The organism is Mycobacterium branderi, from assembly GCF_010728725.1.
Classification (GTDB): domain Bacteria; phylum Actinomycetota; class Actinomycetes; order Mycobacteriales; family Mycobacteriaceae; genus Mycobacterium; species Mycobacterium branderi.
In genome coordinates, this window is the sequence record NZ_AP022606.1 from 4794532 (window position 1) to 4816152 (window position 21621).

Annotated in this window: 24 protein-coding genes; 22 read left to right on the forward strand and 2 right to left on the reverse strand. The window is 66.6% G+C overall.

What is annotated here, in order from left to right; translation table 11 throughout:
• The first annotated feature begins 17 nt into the window (after positions 1 to 17).
• The 22 genes from G6N47_RS23285 to G6N47_RS23385 all read left to right on the forward strand — a co-directional run bounded on the left by G6N47_RS23285 (position 18) and on the right by G6N47_RS23385 (position 20081).
• Entirely contained in the window at positions 18 to 353 is a 336-nt protein-coding gene (locus G6N47_RS23285) for a hydrogenase maturation nickel metallochaperone HypA/HybF (protein WP_083129401.1), read from the forward strand.
• Between the two features lie 12 nt (positions 354 to 365).
• Complete coding sequence (hypB, locus tag G6N47_RS23290) at positions 366 to 1127, forward strand: hydrogenase nickel incorporation protein HypB (RefSeq protein WP_083129402.1); 762 nt, start codon at positions 366 to 368, stop codon at positions 1125 to 1127.
• Between the two features lie 289 nt (positions 1128 to 1416).
• Positions 1417 to 2472 (forward strand): NADH-quinone oxidoreductase subunit B family protein, encoded by a 1056-nt coding sequence (locus tag G6N47_RS23295; protein WP_083129403.1) that lies wholly within the window; start codon positions 1417 to 1419, stop codon positions 2470 to 2472.
• Positions 2473 to 2506: 34 nt separating this feature from the next.
• Positions 2507 to 4306, forward strand: a complete 1800-nt coding sequence (locus G6N47_RS23300; protein ID WP_083129404.1) for a nickel-dependent hydrogenase large subunit — start codon at positions 2507 to 2509, stop codon at positions 4304 to 4306.
• A gap of 3 nt (positions 4307 to 4309) precedes the next feature.
• Positions 4310 to 5194, forward strand: a complete 885-nt coding sequence (locus G6N47_RS23305) for a NifU family protein (protein ID WP_083129405.1) — start codon at positions 4310 to 4312, stop codon at positions 5192 to 5194.
• On the forward strand, positions 5191 to 5817 hold the full coding sequence (locus tag G6N47_RS23310) for a DUF5947 family protein (RefSeq protein ID WP_083129406.1): 627 nt from the start codon (positions 5191 to 5193) through the stop codon (positions 5815 to 5817). Before G6N47_RS23305 ends, G6N47_RS23310 begins: the two co-directional genes overlap by 4 nt.
• Positions 5814 to 6470, forward strand: coding sequence for a DUF6084 family protein (locus G6N47_RS23315; RefSeq protein WP_083129407.1), 657 nt, complete (start codon positions 5814 to 5816; stop codon positions 6468 to 6470). Before G6N47_RS23310 ends, G6N47_RS23315 begins: the two co-directional genes overlap by 4 nt.
• On the forward strand, positions 6467 to 7813 hold the full coding sequence (locus G6N47_RS23320) for a hypothetical protein (RefSeq protein ID WP_083129408.1): 1347 nt from the start codon (positions 6467 to 6469) through the stop codon (positions 7811 to 7813). The genes G6N47_RS23315 and G6N47_RS23320 overlap by 4 nt, the downstream gene beginning before the upstream one ends.
• On the forward strand, positions 7801 to 7920 hold the full coding sequence (locus tag G6N47_RS30380) for a DUF6893 family small protein (RefSeq protein WP_372517484.1): 120 nt from the start codon (positions 7801 to 7803) through the stop codon (positions 7918 to 7920). Before G6N47_RS23320 ends, G6N47_RS30380 begins: the two co-directional genes overlap by 13 nt.
• Before the next feature lie 7 nt (positions 7921 to 7927).
• Complete coding sequence (locus tag G6N47_RS23325) at positions 7928 to 8410, forward strand: hydrogenase maturation protease (RefSeq protein WP_083129409.1); 483 nt, start codon at positions 7928 to 7930, stop codon at positions 8408 to 8410.
• Between the two features lie 3 nt (positions 8411 to 8413).
• Positions 8414 to 8659 carry a HypC/HybG/HupF family hydrogenase formation chaperone gene (locus tag G6N47_RS23330; protein WP_083129410.1) on the forward strand — a complete coding sequence of 82 codons (246 nt, stop codon included), beginning with the start codon at positions 8414 to 8416 and terminating at the stop codon, positions 8657 to 8659.
• A complete protein-coding gene (gene hypF / locus G6N47_RS23335) occupies positions 8656 to 10956 on the forward strand; it encodes a carbamoyltransferase HypF (protein WP_083129411.1) in 2301 nt (766 codons plus the stop codon). Before G6N47_RS23330 ends, hypF begins: the two co-directional genes overlap by 4 nt.
• Positions 10953 to 11669 carry a HypC/HybG/HupF family hydrogenase formation chaperone gene (locus tag G6N47_RS23340; RefSeq protein ID WP_083129412.1) on the forward strand — a complete coding sequence of 239 codons (717 nt, stop codon included), beginning with the start codon at positions 10953 to 10955 and terminating at the stop codon, positions 11667 to 11669. Before hypF ends, G6N47_RS23340 begins: the two co-directional genes overlap by 4 nt.
• Positions 11669 to 12331 (forward strand): D-sedoheptulose-7-phosphate isomerase, encoded by a 663-nt coding sequence (locus G6N47_RS23345; RefSeq protein ID WP_083129413.1) that lies wholly within the window; start codon positions 11669 to 11671, stop codon positions 12329 to 12331. The genes G6N47_RS23340 and G6N47_RS23345 overlap by 1 nt, the downstream gene beginning before the upstream one ends.
• Positions 12331 to 13443 (forward strand): hydrogenase expression/formation protein HypE, encoded by a 1113-nt coding sequence (gene hypE, locus G6N47_RS23350; RefSeq protein ID WP_083129414.1) that lies wholly within the window; start codon positions 12331 to 12333, stop codon positions 13441 to 13443. The genes G6N47_RS23345 and hypE overlap by 1 nt, the downstream gene beginning before the upstream one ends.
• 18 nt (positions 13444 to 13461) lie before the next feature.
• Complete coding sequence (locus G6N47_RS23355; protein ID WP_083129415.1) at positions 13462 to 13734, forward strand: HypC/HybG/HupF family hydrogenase formation chaperone; 273 nt, start codon at positions 13462 to 13464, stop codon at positions 13732 to 13734.
• An 8-nt stretch (positions 13735 to 13742) separates the two neighbouring features.
• The gene (gene hypD / locus G6N47_RS23360) at positions 13743 to 14876 is read left to right on the forward strand and encodes a hydrogenase formation protein HypD (protein WP_083129416.1); all 1134 of its coding nucleotides are present in this window, start codon (positions 13743 to 13745) and stop codon (positions 14874 to 14876) included.
• The gene (locus G6N47_RS23365; protein ID WP_264007062.1) at positions 14873 to 15616 is read left to right on the forward strand and encodes a DUF6390 family protein; all 744 of its coding nucleotides are present in this window, start codon (positions 14873 to 14875) and stop codon (positions 15614 to 15616) included. Before hypD ends, G6N47_RS23365 begins: the two co-directional genes overlap by 4 nt.
• Positions 15617 to 15726: 110 nt before the next feature.
• The gene (locus G6N47_RS23370; protein WP_083129417.1) at positions 15727 to 17004 is read left to right on the forward strand and encodes an ATP-binding protein; all 1278 of its coding nucleotides are present in this window, start codon (positions 15727 to 15729) and stop codon (positions 17002 to 17004) included.
• Positions 17005 to 17126: 122 nt separating this feature from the next.
• Entirely contained in the window at positions 17127 to 18242 is a 1116-nt protein-coding gene (nicT, locus tag G6N47_RS23375) for a Nickel transporter NicT (RefSeq protein ID WP_083129418.1), read from the forward strand.
• A 112-nt stretch (positions 18243 to 18354) separates the two neighbouring features.
• A complete protein-coding gene (locus G6N47_RS23380) occupies positions 18355 to 18798 on the forward strand; it encodes a hypothetical protein (RefSeq protein WP_083129419.1) in 444 nt (147 codons plus the stop codon).
• 203 nt (positions 18799 to 19001) lie between these two features.
• The gene (locus G6N47_RS23385) at positions 19002 to 20081 is read left to right on the forward strand and encodes a PPE family protein (RefSeq protein ID WP_083129420.1); all 1080 of its coding nucleotides are present in this window, start codon (positions 19002 to 19004) and stop codon (positions 20079 to 20081) included.
• A gap of 7 nt (positions 20082 to 20088) precedes the next feature.
• Here the strand turns inward: G6N47_RS23385 and G6N47_RS23390 are convergent, their stop codons facing one another.
• Both G6N47_RS23390 and G6N47_RS23395 read right to left on the reverse strand, forming a co-directional pair.
• The gene (locus G6N47_RS23390; protein ID WP_083129421.1) at positions 20089 to 20862 is read right to left on the reverse strand and encodes a 3-oxoacyl-ACP reductase; all 774 of its coding nucleotides are present in this window, start codon (positions 20860 to 20862) and stop codon (positions 20089 to 20091) included.
• A complete protein-coding gene (locus tag G6N47_RS23395) occupies positions 20859 to 21572 on the reverse strand; it encodes a gamma-glutamyl-gamma-aminobutyrate hydrolase family protein (RefSeq protein WP_232080386.1) in 714 nt (237 codons plus the stop codon). The genes G6N47_RS23390 and G6N47_RS23395 overlap by 4 nt, the downstream gene beginning before the upstream one ends.
• Between the last annotated feature and the right edge of the window lie 49 nt (positions 21573 to 21621).

Consider the following 21621-nt stretch of genomic DNA (forward strand, 5'->3'; position numbering starts at 1 on the left):
GTTCATGGTGAGTCACGGTGCATGAGCTGTCGCTGTGCCAGGCCATCGCCGGGGTGGTCAAACCGTATGCTGACGGCCGCCATGTCGACGTCGTCCGCGTGCGGATCGGCGCCCTGCGTCAGGTGGTCCCCGAATCGCTGTCGTTCTGCTGGACGCTTGTCCGCGATTATGAGGACATGCCCGACGCCGAGTTGGAGCTGGAGCTTGTCACCGCAGAGGTGCGGTGCCGGTCATGCGGCCGGTGCTCGACGATTGCCTCGCAATGGTGTTTGTTGTGCCCGCACTGCGAGAGCGCCGACGTCGAGGTGATGCACGGCGACGAGTTCCTGGTGACCTCGCTGGAAGTTTCATGAAAGGTACTCATCATGGGTAGGTTTCATCGCCACGACGACGGAACCGTGCACACCCACGACCACGACGACGCATTGCACACCCACGGCGACCACAGCGGCTACGCCACCGGCACTCAGCGCATCGACGTGCTGGAGTCTATCTTCGCCGAAAACGACGTCCGCGCCGGCTACAACCGGGAGGCGTTCGAGCGCAACGGGATTCGAGCGCTCAACCTGATGAGCTCACCCGGTTCGGGCAAGACGACGATCCTGCAAGCCACTCTCGACGAACTCGCCGGCGAGTTCGCCGTCGGGGTCATCGAGGGCGACATCGCCACCGACCTCGACGCGGCCAAGCTCGGTGGCCGCGGCGCGCAGATATCGTTGCTGAACACCGGCAACGGATTCGGTGGCGAATGCCACCTCGACGCACCGATGGTCAACCGCGCGCTGCAGGGCCTGGATCTGGCCAAGCTGGATCTCGTCATCATCGAGAACGTGGGAAACCTGGTGTGCCCGGCGGAGTTTGATGTCGGCGAACACGCCAAGGCCATGGTCTACTCGGTCACCGAAGGTGACGACAAGCCACTGAAGTATCCGGTGATGTTCCGGGCCGTGGATGCGGTACTGCTCAACAAGATCGATCTTGTCCCGTACCTGGACGTCGATGTCGACGCCTACATCGCCCGCGTCCGCGAGGTCAACCCGACGGCGACGGTCTTGCCGGTCAGCGCCCGCACCGGTGCCGGCATGTCGGCCTGGTTCGGATGGCTGCGGCGATTCGTCGCGGGCTGAGTGCGGCGCAACGAAAACCGGCTCGACGCAGTTGCAATTGCTTTGCAGGAAAGCCGTTGCGAGTCATTTGCATGAGTCGCTGGACGCAATTGTGCACACGTGTCAGATGCGAACACCACGGCGAATTTCATAAGCCCATCAAAGGTTTTCGCGATTTGCCGAAGCCGTTGACAATGCAACTACACCGGAGTAGACCCAGAAAATAGCGCCGCGTAAGCGGGCCGACCGTCGACCCCGGCGGTGTCAGGGGCCATCAGCCCATAGCCCCCTGGCCCCGGAAAGCTGCGGTATGCCAACGGAAGCAGCAGTCAAAGCGGAAGAAACATTGATCCATGTGCTGTGGATCAACGCGGGTCTCAGTTGCGACGGCGATTCGGTGGCGTTGACTGCCGCCACCCAACCCAGTGTCGAGGAAATTGCGCTCGGCGCGCTTCCCGGACTTCCCAAGATCGCCGTGCACTGGCCGCTTATCGATTTCGAATGCGGACCCACCGGAGGAGCCGACGACTTCCTCGAGTGGTTCTTCAAGGCCGACCGCGGTGAGCTCGAACCGTTCGTGCTCGTCGTGGAGGGCTCGATACCCAACGAGAAAGTCAAGGACGAAGGCTACTGGTGCGGATTCGGCAACAACCCGGCCACCAATCAGCCGATGACCACCAGCGAATGGCTCGACCGGCTCACCCCGAAGGCGACGGCGGTCGTCGCCGTCGGCACCTGCGCCACCTACGGCGGCATCCACGCGATGGCGGGCAACCCCACCGGCGCGATGGGTGTACCCGACTATCTCGGCTGGGACTGGAAGAGCAAGGCCGGCATCCCGATCGTCTGCGTGCCGGGCTGCCCCATCCATCCGGACAACCTGTCGGAGACGTTGACCTATCTGCTGTACATGGCGACCGGGCAGGCTCCGATGATCCCGCTCGACGAAGCACTGCGGCCCAAGTGGCTGTTCGGCCACACCGTGCACGAGGGCTGTGACCGCGCCGGGTATTACGAGCAGGGCGACTTCGCCACCGAGTACGGGTCGGAGAAATGCATTGTCAAACTGGGCTGCTGGGGCCCGGTCGTGAAGTGCAACGTACCCAAGCGGGGGTGGATCAACGGTATCGGTGGTTGCCCCAACGTCGGCGGTATCTGCATCGGCTGCACCATGCCGGGCTTCCCGGACAAGTTCATGCCGTTCATGGACGAGCCGCCGGGCGGCAAGCTCTCGAGCGCCGCGTCGGGGCTCTATGGCTCGGTGATCCGCAACCTGCGCGGCATCACCAACCGCACGGTCGACAAGGAGCCGCGCTGGCGGAAGAAGGGCACAGAACTGACCACCGGCGCACGCCGCACCTGGTAGACGCCGACCGACTACCGATAGAGAGCACAGTCCGATGACACAGATCATCCCCAAGCCGAGCCACGAGAAGCGCGAACCCGGCCAGCTGGTCGAGATGGCGTGGGACCCGATCACCCGGATCGTGGGCAGCCTCGGCATCTACACCAAGATCGACTGGGACAACAAAGAAGTCGTCGAGTGTCACAGCACCTCGTCGATATTCCGCGGCTACTCGATCTTCATGAGAGGCAAGGATCCCCGCGACGCGCACTTCATCACCAGTCGCATCTGCGGGATCTGCGGCGACAACCACTGCACGTGTTCCTGCTATGCGCAGAACATGGCTTACGGGGTCAAGCCGCCGCACCTGGCCGAGTGGCTGATCAACCTCGGCGAGGCCGCCGAGTACATGTTCGACCACAACATCTTCCAGGAGAACCTGGTTGGCGTGGACTTCTGCGAGAAGATGGTCTCGGAAACCAATCCGGGCGTGTTGGCCCAAGCGGAGAAAACCGAGGCCCCGCACGCCGATATGCACGGGTACAAGACCATTGCCGACATCATGCGGTCGCTCAACCCGTTTTCCGGCGAGTTCTACCGCGAGGCATTGCAAGTCAGCCGTTACACGCGGGAGATGTTCTGCCTGATGGAAGGCAGGCACGTGCACCCATCGACGCTGTACCCCGGCGGGATCGGCACCACCGCGACGGTCCAGCTGATGACCGACTACATGACCAGGCTGATGCGCTACGTGGAGTTCATGAAGAAGGTCGTCCCCATGCACGACGACCTCTTCGACTTCTTCTACGAAGCGATACCTGGCTATGACCAGGTCGGCCTGCGCCGCACCCTGTTGGGTTGCTGGGGCTCCTTCCAGGATCCTGACGTGTGCAACTTCGACTACAAGGACATGGAGCGGTGGGGCAACGCCATGTTCGTCACGCCCGGAGTGGTGGTCGACGGCAAGCTGGTGACGCACTCGCTGGTGGACATCAACCTGGGTATCCGAATCCTTTTGGGCAGTTCGTATTACGACGACTGGACCGATCAGGAGATGTTCGTCAAGACCGACCCGCTGGGCAACGCGGTGGATCGGCGCCACCCCTGGAACCAGCACACCAACCCGCATCCCGCGAAGCGGGACATGGATGGCGGCAAGTACAGCTGGGTGATGTCGCCGCGTTGGTTCGATGGCAAGGACCACCTAGCGCTGGACACCGGTGGTGGCCCGTTGGCCCGGCTCTGGCCGACCGCGCTGGCCGGATTGGTCGACATCGGCTACGTCAAGTCCACTGGGCACAGCGTGCAGATCAACCTGCCCAAGACCACCCTAAAGGGACCGGTCCAGCTGGAATGGAAGATCCCGTCGCAGGGCAGCAACACGATCGAACGCGACCGGGCACGCACGTACTTCCAGGCCTACGCGGCGGCGTGCGCGCTGCACTTCGCCGAGAAGGCATTGGCGGAAATCCGCGCTGGGCGTACGAAGACGTGGGAGAAGTTCGACGTCCCCAAGGACGCCATCGGCTGCGGCTTCACCGAGGCGGTGCGCGGCGTGCTGAGCCACCACTTGGTGATCCGCGACGGCAAGATCGCGAACTACCACCCGTACCCGCCGACCCCGTGGAACGCCAGCCCTCGCGACAGCTTCGGCACGCCGGGGCCCTACGAGGACGCGGTCCAAGGTCAGCCGATCTTCGAGGAGAACGACCGGGAGAACTTCAAGGGCATCGACATCATGCGCACGGTGCGCAGCTTCGACCCGTGCCTGCCGTGTGGTGTGCACATGTACCTGGGCAACGGCAAGACGCTGGAGCGGCTGCACTCGCCGACGCAATCTGCAACCGGGGAGTGATGAATGACGGATCGCCCCAAGGAGATTCAGGGGGACGCGCAATGGCGCACGGCGGGCGATCGGATCCAGACTCTGCTGGACGCCACCGCGGCCGGCGGGGCCGCCGCACGTGAACGCGCCGAGCAGCTGGTCCGGGAGGTAGTCGAGCTCTACGGCGAGGGCCTGGCCCGGATCGTGGGCACGGTCGACGATCCGGCTGTCATGGAGCGCCTCGCGGGCGACGACTTGGTGGCCAGCCTGCTGCTGGTGCATGGTTTGCACCCGCACGATCTGTCCCGGCGGGTGTCGGACGCACTGGACCGGGTGCGTCCCTACCTCGGTTCGCATGGCGGTGACGTGCACCTGCTCGACGTCGATGGCGACACCGTGCGGCTGCAGTTCGCCGGTAGCTGCAGGAGCTGCCCGTCGTCGGCCGTCACGCTCGAGCTGGCGGTCCAGGACGCGATTCGTGCTGCGGCACCGGAGGTTTCGTCGATCGAGGTGGTGACCGCCGAAGCCGAATCGTCGGTGATTCCGGCCGACTCCCTGCTGGCGAAGGTCCGTTCCAACGGCGGATCCGCCTGGCATCAGGTGCCCGACATCGCGGACCTGACTTCCGGTGAAGTGGGCGGCTTCCTCGTCGAGGGCACCGTGGTGTTGGCCTGCCGCGTGGGTGAGGCGCTGTACGCCTACCGCGACCACTGCCCGGGTTGTGACGGGTCGCTTGCAGGTGCGGAACTGCGTGGTGCCGTGCTGCGCTGCCCGCGCTGTCACGCGCATTTCGACGTCGTCCATGCGGGCGGCGGGCTGGACGACGCGACCGCGCATCTGGATCCGATCCCGCTGCTGGAGCGCGACGGGGTGCTGTCTCTCGCGATGCCGGCCGAACCTTTGGGGGCGCCCGCATGACCACCCCCTACGACGTGCTGGCGCGCATCACCACCAACCGGCGAGCCCCTGAACCAGTCGGCGAGCGGTGCGAGATGTGCTCGGAACCGATCGCCGGCGAGCACCAGCACGTCGTGAATGTGTCTGCGCGAGCACTGATGTGCGTCTGCCGGGCCTGCTATCTGCTGTTCACCGACTCCCAGGCGGAGCTACGCTACCGCGCGGTGCCCGATCGGTATCTGGCGTTCCCGGATTTCGCATTGGACCGCCGTGCGTGGGAGGCGTTGCAGATCCCGGTCGGGGTGGCGTTCTTCTTCCGCAACTCGGCTCTCGGACGCACGGTGGCCTTCTATCCCGGCCCGGCCGGGGCATGCGAATCGGAACTGGATTTGGACGCCTGGACCGCGATCAGCGCCGCCGACTCTCGGGTTGCTCTGCTGGCCGACGACGTCGAGGCACTGCTGGTGCGAGTGCCGGACAATGGGCAACCCGAAAGCTATCTGGTCCCGATCGACGCCTGCTACGAATTCGTCGGACGGCTGCGCATGCTGTGGCGCGGCTTCGACGGCGGCCAGGACGCACGGGAGTTCATCGACGAATTCTTCGCGAACGTCGCGGCGCGCAGCAGAAAGACACCGCGATGACCGGCCAGCCAGACGTGACGTTCGCGGTGCTCGACATGACACCTGAGCCCTACGCGGCCACTCCGGTGCTCACCGCCCGCGTCGGGGTCGCTGCGAACGGCGAAGACCCGATCCACGCGATCGCGCTGCGCTGCCAGGTCCGTATCGAACCCCTGCGACGCGGCTACTCCGACGACGAAGTTCCCGGATTGCTGGACTTGTTCGGGCCTCGCGAACGCTGGGCGTCCACCCAGCGCACGTTCCTTTGGCAGCACTGCACCACGTTGGTGCCGGGGTTCACCGGAACCACCCAGGTGGACCTGCCACTTGCCGCCACCTACGATTTCGAGGTTGCCGCCGCCAAGTACCTGCACGCCCTTCGAGACGGCTCGGTCCCTCTCCAATTCCTGTTCAGCGGAACTATTTTCGCCAAGTCCGAGCGCGGGTTCTCGGTCCAGCAGGTGTCGTGGAACTGCGAGGATCGCTACAACATGCCCGTGACGGTCTGGCGTGACCTGATGGCCCAGCACTACCCGAATACCGGCTGGGTGCGGCTGAGCCACGACACCGTGGAGGCGCTGGCCGCATACAAGTCGGCCCATGGGCTGCTGGGCTTCGACGAGGCGATCACCACGCTGCTGACCGCTGCGTCCGAGCGCGAGGCGGCCCGATGACCGCGGGTTGGGATCGGGTCCGCGCCGTGGCCGACGCGGTGCTGTACGAGGGCTACCTGCTCTACCCCTACCGCGGAACGTCGAGCAGAAACCAATCCCGTTGGCAGTTCGGCGTTCTGGGGCCGACGGGCGCCGCGGATGCAGGCTACGGCGAAGAGGACAGCCTGGCCGCGCAGTTCGTGGTCGACGGAGCCCAAGCGATCAACCTGGTGGTGAGGTTCCTGCATTTGCAGCACCGCCGGGCCGAACGCGATCTCGGTGGGCGCTTCGAACCCGTCGACGAACTGACCACCGCGACCGGCTCGTGGCTGACCTGGGACGAAGCCGTGGAGTGCGAACGACAGTTCGGCCCTTTGACATTCGACGATCCGGCCCAACCGTGGACGTTGCCGGTCACCGCGCCCGCGGCCACCGACATCGAACCCGTCGAGGGCGGCCGGCTGGTCCGCTGCCGCCAGGAGCTACACGCCTCGGTGACCGTCGATATCGAACCCGACGGTGTGCTGGACCGCGTCTCGGTGCGCGTCCGCAACACCGGCGCGCCGGCGGTCGACAAAGACTCAGCCGTTGCTCGATCGCTGATCGGCACCCACGTCATTGCCGAAGCCGTTGGTGGCCAATTCGTCTCGCTGATCGATCCACCGCCCGCCGCGGCCGAAGCGGTGTCCCGGTGCCGCCAACATCGCTGCTTCCCGGTACTGGCCGGGCCACCCGGTGCCCACGATCTGCTGCTGATCTCGCCGATCATCCTCTACGACTACCCCGAGATCGCCGAGCAGAGCGCGACCGCGCTGTATGACTGCACGGAAATCGACGAACTGCTGACCCTGCGCGTGCTGACAATGACAGATGAGGAGAAGGCGCAAGCCCGGGCCACCGATCCGCGGGCCGCGCAGATCATCGACCGTTGCGACTCCATGTCACCGCAGGAGATGGCGCGCCTGCACGGAGTGCTGCGCGACCCCCACCGGGCCGCCGGCCTCATTCCGGAGATACCCGAGGGCACCGATTGGTGGGATCCGTTGGCCGACACCGCGGTCCGCCCCGGCGTCGATGCCGTCCTGGTGAACGGCGTTCGGGTCGCACGCGGCAGCCGGGTCCGGCTGCACCCGGGCCGCCGCGCCGACGCGCAAGACCTGTTTTTGGCCGGCAGGACCGCGCACGTCACATCGGTGCACGAGGACGTCGACGGCAACCGGCACGTCGGGGTTGTCGTCGACGACGACCCGGCTGCCGATCTGCACGACTCGTATGGCCGCTACCTGTACTTCGCGCCCGACGAGGTCGAGCCGCTGGAACCACAACAAACCGGCACCGAAAGGAGTTCGACATGGAGGTCTTAGGTTGGGTGTTCGTCGGCATCCTTGCGCTGGTCGTCCTGGTAGCACTCGTGATGGGTGTCGTGTCGCTTCCAGACGCCAAGCGCTACCTCAAGATCCGGCACATGTAGGCGGTCGATGACAACGCGCATCCTGGTAGCCGGCATCGGCAACATCTTCCTCGGCGACGACGGTTTCGGCCCCGAGGTGCTGCGCCACGTGCCGGACAGGCTCGCCGAGTGCGACGGCGTGCGCGTTGTCGACTACGGAATCGGCGGCATGCACCTGGCCTACGACCTGCTCGAGGACTGGGACGCGCTGATTCTCGTCGACGCCCTACCCGGGCGCGGTAGCCCGGGCGCATTGCACGTCTTCGAAGCGGACCATGAAACACATGGCACCCCATCCTGTTTCGACGGCCACAGCATGGATCCCACGGCGGTGTTCGCCAGCCTGCGCGCACTCGGCGGCAGCCCGCCCTACACGGTGGTCGTCGGGTGCGAAGCCGGCAATGTCGACGAGGGCATCGGGCTCAGCGAGCCCGTCGCGAACGCTGTCCCACGGGCCGTCCGGGCGGTCGAGAACGTAATCGGGGAGATCGCAATCCGGGAGGAGGGCTAAGTCATGTGTCTGGGGATACCGGGCCAGGTAATCCGGATGCTGGAGGGCTACGACGGACAGCTCGCCCTGGTCGACGTCGCCGGCGGGCAGCGCAAGGTCAACGTCGGCATGCTGCCGGAGGAAACGTTCGCCCCGGGCGACTGGGTCATCATCCACATGGGGTTCGTCGTCGAAAAGACCGACCGGGCCGGTGCCGAGCAAGCGATGGCCGGTCTCGAGCTGATGGGCCGCGGTGGCGAAGTGACATGACCGACATGTTGCTGAGCTCGGGCGATGTTCGGCAGCGGTTCACCGTGACCGGTGTCGTCCAAGGCGTGGGCTTTCGGCCGTTCGTGCACCGGATTGCCGGCGAATTGGGCCTGACCGGGTTTGTCGGCAACGATTCGGGCGCGGTGTTTCTCGAGGTGCAAGGGCCCGCCGCGCGCATCGACGAATTGGGCCGTCGGCTGCGCACTGAGGCGCCGCCGCTGGCCAGGATCACCGGGATCTCCGTTGTCGACGTCGAGACCACTTGCGACAACGGTTTCCGGATCGTCGAAAGCCAAACGGTTGCCGGGGCGACCACGCCGATTCCGCCCGATATCGCGGTCTGTGACGACTGCGTGCGCGAGCTGTTCGACCCGCATGATCGCCGTTACCGGCACCCGTTCGTGACTTGCACGAATTGCGGGCCGCGGTTCACGATCATCCGCGCGCTGCCCTATGACCGCCCAGCCACCACGATGGCAGCGTTCGAAATGTGTGCGCGCTGCGCCGCGGAGTACCACGATCCGGCGGATCGCCGCTTCCACGCGCAGCCGATCGCCTGCCCGCACTGCGGTCCGTCGCTGTGGTTCTGCTCGGACGCCGGCCGGGTCGACGGGTCGGATGCCGCGCTGGCCGCCGCGCAGCAGGCGCTGGCCGGCGGGGCCGTCGTGGCGATCAAGGGTATCGGCGGCTATCACCTGGCCTGCCTTGTTGACGACGAGGCGGCGGTGGGCGTGCTGCGGGCCCGAAAGATGCGCGGCGCCAAGCCGTTTGCGATGATGGTGCGCGACCTCGACGTGGCGCTCCGCTTCGCGTGGCTCGATGACACCGAAGCCGCGATCATGTCCAGCCCGGCCCGCCCCATCGTCTTGGTGCGACGGCGCCCCCACGCGCCGATCGCCGAATCCGTGGCGCCAGGCAACCCGCTGCTGGGGATCATGTTGCCGTACTCGCCCATCCATCACTTGCTGCTGGCGGGGGCCATCGATGCCTTGGTGCTGACCAGCGCCAATCGCTCCGACGAGCCGCTGTGCTTCACCGAAGACGATGCCGCGCACCGGCTTCCGCCGCTCTGCGATGCGGTGCTGGACCACAACCGGCCGATCCATGTGCCCTGCGACGACTCGGTGGTGCGCGTCCTTGACGGCCGGGAACTGCCGATCCGCCGCTCCCGGGGTTACGCGCCGCTGCCGGTCGATCTGGGCCGCGAGGGCCCGGCGGTGCTGGCGGTCGGCGGCGAGCTGAAGAACACGTTCTGCCTCACCGATGGCCCGCGAGCCTTCATGTCGGGCCACATCGGCGACATGGGCACGCTGGAGACGCTGCAGGCATTCGACCGCGCGGTGGGCCAGCTCAGCGAAATCCGTGGCCGCCCGGCGCGGTTGGCCGCCGACCTGCATCCCGGCTATCACACCCGCAGTTGGGCCGAACGCCATGCCGGTGACCGCCCGCTGGATCTCGTTCAGCACCACCACGCCCACGTCGTCTCGCTGCTGGCCGAGCACGGCCGCATCGGCGAACCCATGATCGGTGTCTCGTTTGACGGCACCGGGTATGGCTGCGACGGCACCATCTGGGGCGGGGAGATCCTGGCGGTCGGACGCGACAGCCACCGGTTCACCCGAGCCGGTTACCTGTTGCCGGTGCCCCTGCCGGGTGGGGATGCCGCGGTGCGCAATCCGTGGCGGGTGGCGTTGTCGCAATTGCGGATCGCCGGCGTCGAGTTGAGCCGGGATTTGGCTCCGGTCACGGCTGCGACGCCCGCCGAGCTGTCTGCCGTGCGCGCGCAGCTGGACAGCGGGGTTGGCTGTGTGCCGTGTTCGAGCATGGGCCGGCTGTTCGACGCGATGGCCTCGCTGCTTGGGATCCGGCACCGGATCGACTACGAGGCCCAGGCCGCCATCGAACTGGAGGTGCTGGCCGAAACCGCCAGCGACCGTGCGCGGTTGCGGCTGGAGGTGCGCGACGACGGCGTGATAGACCCGCGCGGGTTGGTGCGGGCAATGGTGTCGGCGCTGCGCGCGGGAGCCGAACCGGCGACGCTGGCGTCCGGCTTCCACGAGGCGGTCGCCATCGCCGTCGCCGAGGCGGTTGCTCTGGTCGCCGGACCGGTCCGCCTGGTGGGCCTGACCGGTGGGGTGTTCCAGAATGTACTGCTGCTGCGCGCATGCCGAGAACTGTTGCAACAGGCAGGCTTCGAGGTCCTGACTCATCACACGGTGCCGCCCAATGACGGTGGGCTCGCGCTGGGTCAGGCGGCGGTCTCGGTGCTGACTGCACTGGAGGAGGCTGATACATGACTACCACCGCGGTTGACCGCGGGCTCGGCGCCGACCTGACCGCCGATCTCGCCGCTACTGCGCTCACTTTGGCCAAGCGGTTCGCGGCCGGCGCCACCATGTGGTCCATTGCGCCCGGCTGGGAGCCGCACGCCCTGCACATCGCGGTCGAGTTCATCCATCCGGTGATCGTGGGCAAGCGCGCGTTGCCGGCGGTCGCGCTGACCGGACCCGACGTAGTGGATTTGGTCAGGGTGTCGGTGCGTCCCGGCGACATCGTGATCGGCGTCGGCGGTGCCGACAACGCCGAAGTGCGGTCGGTGATGCGTCGCTGCCCGGCCTGGGGCGCCACCACCGTGTGGATCGGCAGCGGTGAGCGACCGAAGGCCGGAATGGCGGATCACGTGCTGTGGCTCGACGATCCCGATCCCAGGGTGCCCGCGACTGGGGGTTTCGTGCTCTTTTACCACCTGTTGTGGGAACTGACCCATGTCTGTTTCGAGCATCCGGGGCTGCTGAAACCGGATGCCGCAGAAGAGGTCTGCGTCACCTGCAGCGACGAGGGCCGCCTCGGTGAGGTGACGACGGTGTCGGCCGACGGCACCGCCGAGGTGCGCACCGCCCGGGGGGTTGAGACGGTCGCGACCACGCTCGTCGAGCCGGTCGCGCCGGGCGATCTCGTGCTCGTGCATGCGAGGACGGCGATCGGCCGCGCCGACGAGGAGGACGTCTAATGACTGACGAACCCACCAACTTCCTGTACCCGTTCATCGATGCGCAGGAAGACGACGCCGCGTCGCTGCTGGCCGATCTCACCGCCTCGGCGCAGGCCAAGGCCGCCGAAAGCCTGGCCCTGCGCCGGTCCACGGTGGAAGCCAACGCGGAACTATTGGCCACCGCCGCCGGCGAGATGGCGCGCCGTTTCGCGGCCGGGGGACGCTTGTTCACCTTCGGCAACGGCGGCAGCTGCACCGATTCCACCACGCTCGCAAGGCTGTTCGCCCGACCGCCGCTCGGCAAGCCGCTGCCGTCCTGGTCGCTGACCGCCGATCAGGCGATCTTGACGGCGCTCGGCAACGACGTCGGGTACGAGCTGGTGTTCGCCCGGCAGTTGATCGCCCGCGCGAAGGCGGGCGACATCGCGATCGCGATGTCGACCAGCGGCAGCTCACCGAATCTGATGGCGGGCCTCAAGGAAGCGCGTAATCGCGGCTTGTACACCATTGGTTTCGCCGGATACGACGGCGGCGCGTTCGCCAAGAGCCCGGACGTCGACGCCTGTTTCGTCGTCCGTTCCCAAAGCGTGCACCGCATCCAGGAAGCCCAGGCGCTGCTGGGCTACGAGCTGTGGCTGGCCGTGCACGAACTGCTGCAGACACCGGGGATGGTGGCGTGATGAGCAGATCCGCACGCGAATACCTGGCGTCGGGCCCGAAATTCGCCGAAAGCGACGTGATCGAGCGGATCGAGTCGTTCCGCAGACGCCGGCCCCGGTTGCTCGACGACCACGTCACGCTGGCGCACGGAGCAGGCGGAAAAGCCTCGGCGGCTCTGGTGGACGCGGTGTTCGTGGAGGCGTTCGCCAACCCCCTGTTGGCATCGCTGGGCGACGGTGCGGTCATCGACTTGCCCAGCGGCGAGCGGCTGGTGCTGTCGACGGATTCGTTTGTGGTGCAGCCCAGGCGTTTTCCCGGAGGGTCGATCGGTGAACTCGCCGTGCACGGCACCGTCAACGACCTTGCCGTGGCCGGTGCTGTGCCGCAATGGGTTTCGGCGGCATTCGTGCTCGAAGAAGGCCTGCCGATCGCCGAGCTGAAGGAAATCGCGACCGACATGGCCGCGGCCGCGGCGGCGTGCGGCGTGCAAATCGTCACCGGTGACACCAAGGTGGTTCCAAACGGCGCCGCAGACGGCCTTTTTATCACCACCACCGGTGCCGGCATCATTCCGGCGGGACGGCGGCTCTCGGCGCAGTCGGTTCGCACCGGCGACAAGGTGCTGCTGTCCGGATCGATGGGCGACCACGGGATGGCGGTGATGCTGGCCCGCGGCGATTTGGCGATTGAGGCCGACATCCGCTCGGACACCGCCTCGGTGAGCCCGCTGGTGGAACTGCTGTTGGCGGCGGCGCCGTCCACCCGATGGCTGCGCGACGCCACCCGTGGCGGCGTGGGCACCGTCTGCAACGAACTGGCGCAGGCCTGCGGACTCGGGGTACTGCTCGAAGAAGACAAGCTCCCGGTGCACCCGATGGTCAGCGGTGCGTGCGAATTGCTGGGCATCGACCCGCTCTACGTCGCCAACGAAGGCAAGTTCGTCGCCGTCGTCGCGCCGCAGGAAGCCGACGCCGGGCTGGCCGCGCTGCGGTCACATCCTTTAGGAGCCGAGGCGGCCGAGGTCGGGGAGATCATCGCCGAACCGGAGCAGACGGTCGTGGTGCGCACCGGATTTGGGGGTACCCGAATCGTGGACATGCTCGTCGGGGACCCGCTGCCGCGGATCTGCTGAGAGAGAAAGTGACCTGATATGTGTCTTGGGATTCCCGGGAGGGTCGTCGAAATCACCGACGCGGAAAACTATTTGGCGAAGGTCGACGTCAGCGGGGTGCAACGCACGATCAGCGTGCGGCTGCTGGAAAAGGACATGCCCGAACCGGACGACTGGGTGCTGATCCACGTCGGCTTCGCGATGGCCAAGATCGACGAGACCGAAGCGCTGCTCACACTGGCCGCGGTCAAAAAGATGGGTGACGCCTACGCCACCGAAATGGAAGCCTTCGACTCCTCCGCGATCGTCTAGGAGTGACAATGAAATTCGTCGACGAATTCCGCGATCCGGCGGCGGCCCGCAAACTGCTGGTGGCAATCGAGCACCTGGCCGGCGACGCCGGCGAGCACTTCAAGTTCATGGAGGTCTGCGGCGGACACACCCACACGATCTATCGGCACGGCATCGAACACATGCTGCCGCAGAACGTGGAACTGGTCCACGGCCCCGGCTGCCCCGTCTGCGTGATCCCGATGGGCCGAGTCGACGACGCGATGTGGCTGGCCGCACAACCCGACGTGATCTTCACCTGTTTTGGCGACATGATGCGAGTCCCCGGCTCGAACGGCAGCCTGCTGGACGCCAAGGCCCGCGGCGCCGACGTGCGGTTCGTGTATTCACCGCTGGACGCCCTAAAGATCGCCGTCGACAACCCGCAGCGGCAGGTGGTGTTCTTCGCGATCGGTTTCGAGACCACTGCACCGTCGACCGCCGTGACGCTGGTTCGGGCGCGCGATCTGGGCCTGCGCAACTTCAGCGTGTTCTGCAACCACGTCACGATCGTCCCGCCGATCAAGGCCATCCTGGAATCACCTGATTTGCGGCTCTCCGGCTTCATCGGACCCGGGCACGTGTCGACGGTCGTCGGCAACCGGCCGTACCGGTTCGTGCCCGAAGTCTACGGAAAGCCGCTGGTGGTCTCGGGATTCGAGCCGCTGGACATCCTCGCGTCGGTCGCGATGCTGCTGACCCAGATCCGCGAGGGCCGCTGCGAGGTGGAAAACCAGTACAAGCGGGTAGTGCCCGAGAACGGCAACCCGGCCGCACTGGCATTGATGGGCAAGGTATTCGCGTTGCGCCCGCACTTCGAATGGCGCGGCCTGGGCTTCATCTCGCAGAGCGCGCTGCGGCTGCACGACGACTTCGCCGACTTCGACGCCGAGCTGCGCTACGACATGCCCGGCGTGCGGGTCGCCGACCCCAAGGCGTGCCAATGCGGTGAGGTGCTCAAGGGTGTGCTCAAGCCTTGGGAGTGCAAGGTTTTCGGCACCGCATGCACTCCGGAGACCCCGATCGGCACCTGCATGGTGTCCCCTGAGGGCGCCTGTGCCGCCTACTACAACTTCGGCCGCATGCACCGCGACGCGGTCAAGCTGGTGGGCGCCCGGACGTGACGGTGTCGGTTGATACGCGCGGGCCGGAGATGTTCGCCCGCTATGCGTACGCGCCCAACGCCCTCGGCTTTTGCGGCCCGCCGCTGGGGGCGACGCTGCGGGACGGGTCGGCAGACGAAGTGCGCACGGCGGCGACGAAGTTCTCCGGTGCCTGGCCGTATCTGCAGGTGCTGTCAAACATGACCGGTATCGCCGATCCGCTGGATCACCGGCTCGTCGAATCGTATTGGCACGGGGGCGGTGTCGGCGCGGACCTGGACCCGACGACATTTCTCGACGAGTTGCTGGCCATCATCGGCCCGCAGGCCGGCCGTTACTGGTCGCATCTCGGGCCGGATCTCGCAAGTGAGGCCGCCGCCAATCACAGCTTCCACGTGTTCGGGGTCTACCCGTGGTCGCGGTTACTGGGGCGCGGCATCGACGAGCATCCGCTGAGCGTCCTGGACAATTGCCGAATCACGTGGGGCGCAGTGCTTTCCCGCGACGGCGACAGTATCGAGGTGTCGTGTCGGCGGTTGCTCTGGGACGGTCATGCGCTCGAACTCTCCGAGCCGTCGCCGCGTCCACTCGATGTCTGGGTCGACGGGTACAGCGCGGTGCCCGACGTGGCGGCCGGCGACGACGTCGCGATCCACTGGGGCCGACTGTGCGGGCGGCTGCGACCTGAACAGATCGAGGCGCTCGCGGTCAGCACGGCCCGCCAGTTACGTGTGACGAATAAACGGCTGGCGCACGCCTAGCTCCCCCCGTCAAGCACCCGAAGGGGTGGTCCGTAGCGCGTGCGATTCCTGCAGAGTAGTGCCCTGCTTCTCACCGGCCTCACCCGCCGCAAGCCGAAGGGTATGACGAAATGCCTCCGTGGCGGCTGCGCGACTTCCACGATGACGACCTGGATCAGGCGATTTCGATCTGGGATCAGAGTCGCCGTCCGGGCGAGCCACAACCGGCCTTTCCGATCTCGGAGGTGGTGTCGGCGGCCAAGTCGGGGCAGCCCGCTGTCGTCGCCGTGGTCGGCGACGAGCTGGTGGGCATCGCCGGTGCGCAGTTCCAGGGCGAACGAGCGTGGATCTCACTCGTCGCGCTCAGCAGCCGCTGGCGCAACCGCGGTATCGGCAGCGCACTGCTCGGCGAGCTTGAGCTTCGCCTGCGTTCCCTTGGTGCCCGCCGGATCGGCGCACTGCTGCCACCCGAGGCGACGGGGACAACCGCGCTACGCAACTCGGGATATCAAGAGCGGACCGACCTGTCGTTCTTCGAGAAAACCGACCATGTCGGCGCCTCGGACGCGGGCCTGCTGGCCGAACTGGGCGCCCAGGTGATGCCTCGCGGGCTATGGCATGCGATGGCGGGCATGGAATCGGAAAAGCAGATCATCGAGCGCCGGATCGTGCTGCCCCTCACCGAGCCGGCAGTGGCCGAACAGTACGGCGTCTCGCCGCCGAAGGCGGTGATCCTCTTCGGACCGCCGGGAACCGGCAAAACCAGCTTCGCCAAGGCGGTCGCCGGCCGGCTCGGCTGGCCGTTCGTCGAGTTGTTCCCGTCGCGGCTGGCCGCTCCCGATATGGCGATGGCCACCGCGTTGCGAGAGGCCTTCATGACGTTGACAGAGCTGGAAGCCGCCGTGGTATTCATCGACGAAGTCGAGGAGATCGCCGGGGCGCGCTCGGGGCTGCCGTCCGACCCTGCTCACGGCGTCACCAACGAACTGCTCAAGTTGATCCCGGTGTTCCGCCAGCGTGACGAGCGGCTGCTTGTCTGCGCGACGAACTCGGTGCGGTCGCTGGATTCGGCGTTTTTACGGCCCGGCCGGTTCGACTACATCATCCCGGTGCGGCCCCCGGACGCGAAGGCACGAACGGCCATCTGGCGCAGGTACCTTGGGCCGGCCGCCGACTCTGTTGACGTCGGCGCCTTGGTCGATGCCAGCGAAATGTTCACCCCGGCTGACATCGAATTCGCCGCCCGCAAGGGTGCGCAATTTGGGTTCGAGCGCGAGGTCGAGTTCCGTGGCGGCGAACCGGCCCAGACACAGGACTACGTAACGGCGATCAACGAAACGCGCCCCTCGCTGACCGACACCATGATCGCGGAGTTCCTGGAGGACATCGAGAAATGCACGCGGCTATGAGCTGCCGGTGCCACCTACTTGCGAAAAGCCTGCAGGGTTCTTGCGAATCTTCTGCATGAAGCCGCAGCCGTGAGCTACCGTCGTCGCGGTCGGGGTTTTCTTCTCAGCGCAGGAGAAGCGACATGGCCGGTGATGCGCTCACCCGCCAGAAATCGTCGTGGTCTGGGCTGCGGGCTGCATTGACGCCCGACGAATGGTTACGGCTCGGTGCAATGTCCGCGGTGATCGTCGCGCTGCATGTCGTCGGCTGGTGCACCCTGGTGCTCATCGTGGAGCCCGCGCACTTTTCGGTCGGAGACAAGGCATTCGGCATCGGCATCGGCCTGACCGCCTACACGCTCGGGTTGCGCCATGCATTCGACGCCGACCACATCGCGGCCATCGACAACACCACCCGCAAGCTGATGAACGACGGGCAGCGTCCGCTGGCGGCCGGGTTCTTCTTCTCGCTGGGCCACTCGTCGGTGGTGTTCGGGCTGGCGCTACTGCTGGCGGTCGGCGTCAGAGCCATCGTCGGGCCGGTCAAACAGGACTCGTCGGCGCTGCATCACTACACCAGCCTGATCGGCACCAGCGTCTCGGGCGTTTTCCTTTACCTCATCGCCGTCATCAACGTGGTCATCCTGGCCGGGATCGTGCGCGTGTTCGCCCAAATGCGTCGAGGCGTCTATGACGAGAACGAGCTGGAAGAGCAGCTGAACAATCGCGGATTACTCAACCGGTTCCTGGGCCGCTCCACCAAATCGATCACCGCGTCGTGGCACATGTATCCGGTCGGCGTGCTGTTCGGACTAGGTTTCGACACCGCCACCGAGGTCGCGCTGCTGGTGCTGGCGGGCACCGGCGCCGCCGCCGGCCTGCCCTGGTATGCGATCTTGTGTCTGCCGGTGCTGTTCACCGCCGGAATGTGCTTGCTGGACACCATTGACGGCTCGTTCATGAACTTCGCCTACAGCTGGGCGTTTTCCAATCCGGTGCGCAAGGTCTACTACAACATCACCATCACCGGGCTGTCGGTCGCGGTCGCTCTGCTGATCGGCAGCATCGAACTGCTGGGCCTTCTCGCCGAGCAATTCGGCTGGAACGGTGCCTTTTGGGATTGGGTGGGCGGCATCAACCTCAACGCCATCGGCTTTGTCATCGTCGGGCTGTTTGCCCTGACCTGGGTTGTCGCGCTGGCAGTTTGGCGTTACGGACGCATCGAGGAGAAGTGGACGGTGCAGACCGAGCGCATCTAAGCCGTGGGCGGACTGAGCGGTCCGACATGGTAACCAACACTTGATAAGAAATAGCCATGTACGTTGCTGGCCGCTGCGGAGGACCGCTTTGCGCTGCTAATGTCGAGACACTGTGACAACGAGCAACGCCTACGCGCTGCGGCGGCCTCGACCGGTCGTCGCGCTCGTAGCCGCGTTGGGTTTGCTGGCCGCAGTCCTCGGATGTTGGCTGCTGAGGTTTGACCGCGCCGCGTCTGACACGCCGTCGCCCGCACCGACATCGGTGGCCGCCGCCCACCACACGAGTATCGACCGCGGTTCGTCGCCCACCTATCACGGCGCCGTCATGGACGACGACCATCCCATCGCGCCCAGCCAGACCAGCGTCAAATCCGCTGGGCTGCACCGCGATCGGCCACCCACCTCGCTGCGGGTCGTGCCCTCGTTGCAGGAGTCGCCGTCGGCCGTCCCTGTGGCATCGCCGGGCCGGGGATTCAGTGTCGGCTATATCCGCGCTCCCGGCGCTGTCCTTGCCGGACAAGAACGCCTGACGCAGTTCTGCATCGCGCGTCGCTGATCGGTCGACGTCTGTCCGTCGTGCGCTGAGCGGTTGACGCATCGGCTTGCGCCGAGTCGCGCGACGAACCTCTCCACACCGCTACCGCCACCGCGGCGGTCCATTTTGCGTTCATTCATGTCTTTTGAGGAGAAGCTCATGTCATTTGTCGTATCACCTTCGATCCCAAGCCAATTCATCGCGGTCAGGAAAGGGAATTAGCGATGGATTTCGGGATGTTGCCGCCGGAGATAAACTCCGCGCGAATGTATTCCGGGCCGGGGCCAGCCTCACTGCTGGCCGCGGCGGCAGCCTGGAACGAGTTAGCCGCCGAGCTGAGTTCAGCGGCGGTGTCCTACTCTTCCGTGATTTCCGGGCTGGCTGGCGGGTGGAAAGGCCCGTCGTCGGCGTCAATGGCTGCGGCAGCCGCGCCCTACGTGGGGTGGCTACAGACCACCGCGGCGCAAGCCGAGCAGACGGCCGCCCAGGCCAACGCCGCGGCGAGCGCGTATGAGACGGCGTTTGCAATGACGGTCCCGCCGCCCTTGATCGCCGCCAACCGCGCGCAGTTGATGGCGCTGATCGCGACCAACGTGCTGGGCCAAAACGCCCCGGCGATCGCGGCCACCGAGGCCCAGTACGGCGAGATGTGGGCCCAGGATGCCGCAGCAATGTATGGCTACGCCGGCTCTGCGGCGGCCGCGTCGACATTGACGTCGTTCACGCAGCCGCCGATGACCACCAGCCCGGCGGCGCTGCCGGGCCAGGGCGGCGGGGTCGCGCAGGCGGCCTCGTCGTCGACGACGTCACCCGTCTCGGTGGTGAACAGTCTGAATACGCTGGCGATGCCGCTGCGAAATGCCGCCTATCTGACCAGCATTCCGATCACGACGACGAACGCATTGAGCTCGCTTGTCAAGAATTTGGGGACGACGAGCGCTGCGGCGGCCTCGACGGTCAAGTCGGCGGGATCCGCTCTGGCAAGCGGGTTCGCTTCGGGCGCAGGCGTGCTGGGCTCGGCGCCGGCTCTGGGAGGCGGCGCGGCGGTATCGGCGGGCATCGGCAAAGCGGTTGCCCTCGGCCCACTGTCGGTGCCGCAAGCCTGGGCCGCGGTTCCCAGCGCGGCGGGCCACAGCATTGCCGCGTTCCCGGGAAGTGGCGTCAGCGCCGCCCCAGCCGGAGGCACAACAGGGGTACCGCCGATGATGCCCATCGCGAATATGGCCGCGCGCACCACCGGCGGGGCCACCCCGCAATACGACATGCGTCCCACCGTGATTCCGCGATCACCGTCCGCCGGGTAGCGGGAGGCTACAGCGGAGTGACGTAGGCGGCGCTGATGCCGCCGTCGACCAGGAACGTCGACGCGGTGATGAACGATGCGTCGTCGCTGGCGAGAAACGCCACAGCCGCGGCGATTTCGTGCGCCTCAGCGAAGCGGCCCATCGGCACATGCACCAGTCGGCGCGCCGCGCGCTCGGGGTCCTTGGCGAAAAGCTCGGCCAGCAGCGGGGTATTCACCGGGCCGGGGCACAGCGCGTTGACCCGGATGCCCTGGCGGGCGAACTGCACACCGAGCTCGCGAGACATCGCCACCACTCCGCCTTTGGACGCGGTATACGAGATCTGCGAGGTGGCCGAACCCATCATCGCGACAAAGGAGGCGACGTTGACAATGGCACCCGCGCCCGCCGGAACCATGTGCCGCAACGCCGCCCGACTGCACAAGTACACCGATTTGAGGTTGACGTCTTGCACCCGCTGCCACACCGCCGGCTCGGTGTTCTCGATCAGCTCGTCCTCCGGCGGCGAGATGCCGGCATTGTTGACCGCGATGTCGACGGCGCCGTGGGTTGCCGCCGCGGTGTCGAACAGCGCGTCGACCGCGGCTTCGTCCGAAACATCCACGGGCACAAACGAACCGCCCACTTCGTCGGCAGCCGCCGCGCCGGCCCGTTCGTCGATGTCGCCGACGACAATCGTGGCGCCTTCGGCGTGCAGCCGCCGCGCCGCGGCCAGACCGATGCCGCTTCCCGCGCCTGTGACGACGGCGACCTTGCCGGCCAGCCGCTGCGTCAGATTCATTTGGTCACGCTCGCATAGGCTCGCGCCGCATCCACGATCGCCGCGAACAACCGCAAATCCTCGAGGCTTTCCTCCGGATGCCACTGCACGGCGAGCACAAAGTCGTCGCCGGGCATTTCGAGGGCCTCGATCACGCCGTCGGCGTCCCACGCGCTGACCACCAGGCCCTCCCCGACGTCGGCGATGGCCTGGTGGTGATAGCAGCGCGCCTCAACCGACTCTCCCAACAGCTTGGCCAGCCGCGTGCCGGGCACTGTTCGCACGCCCAACGTAGTGAACACGGCGTTGCCGGCCCGATGGCCGCTGTGCCCGATGACGTCGGGCAGGTGCTGGTGCAGCGTTCCGCCGAGCGCGACGTTGAGCACCTGGGCGCCGCGGCAGATGCCCAGCACCGGCAGTTTCCGGGCGAGCGCCTCGCGCAGCAGCGCGAACTCCCAGGCGTCGCGCTCGGGGCCGGGTTCGTCGGTTTCCGGGTGCGGTTGCTGGCCGTAGGCGGCCGGGTCGACGTCCTTGCCGCCGGTGATCACCAGGCCGTCCAGGCCGTCGAGCACTCGCCCGGCGATGCCGGCGTCCACCGGCTGCGGCGGCAGCAGCACCGCCACACCGCCGGCCAGCGTGACGCCCTGGAAGTAGGCGGCCGGCAAAAAGCTGGCACGAACGTCCCAAATGCCGGTCTGGGCCTGATCCAGGTAGGTGGTCATGCCGATCAGCGGCGATCGCGAAGCTTCCACGTCACCACCGTAAGCGCGCTACGGCGCG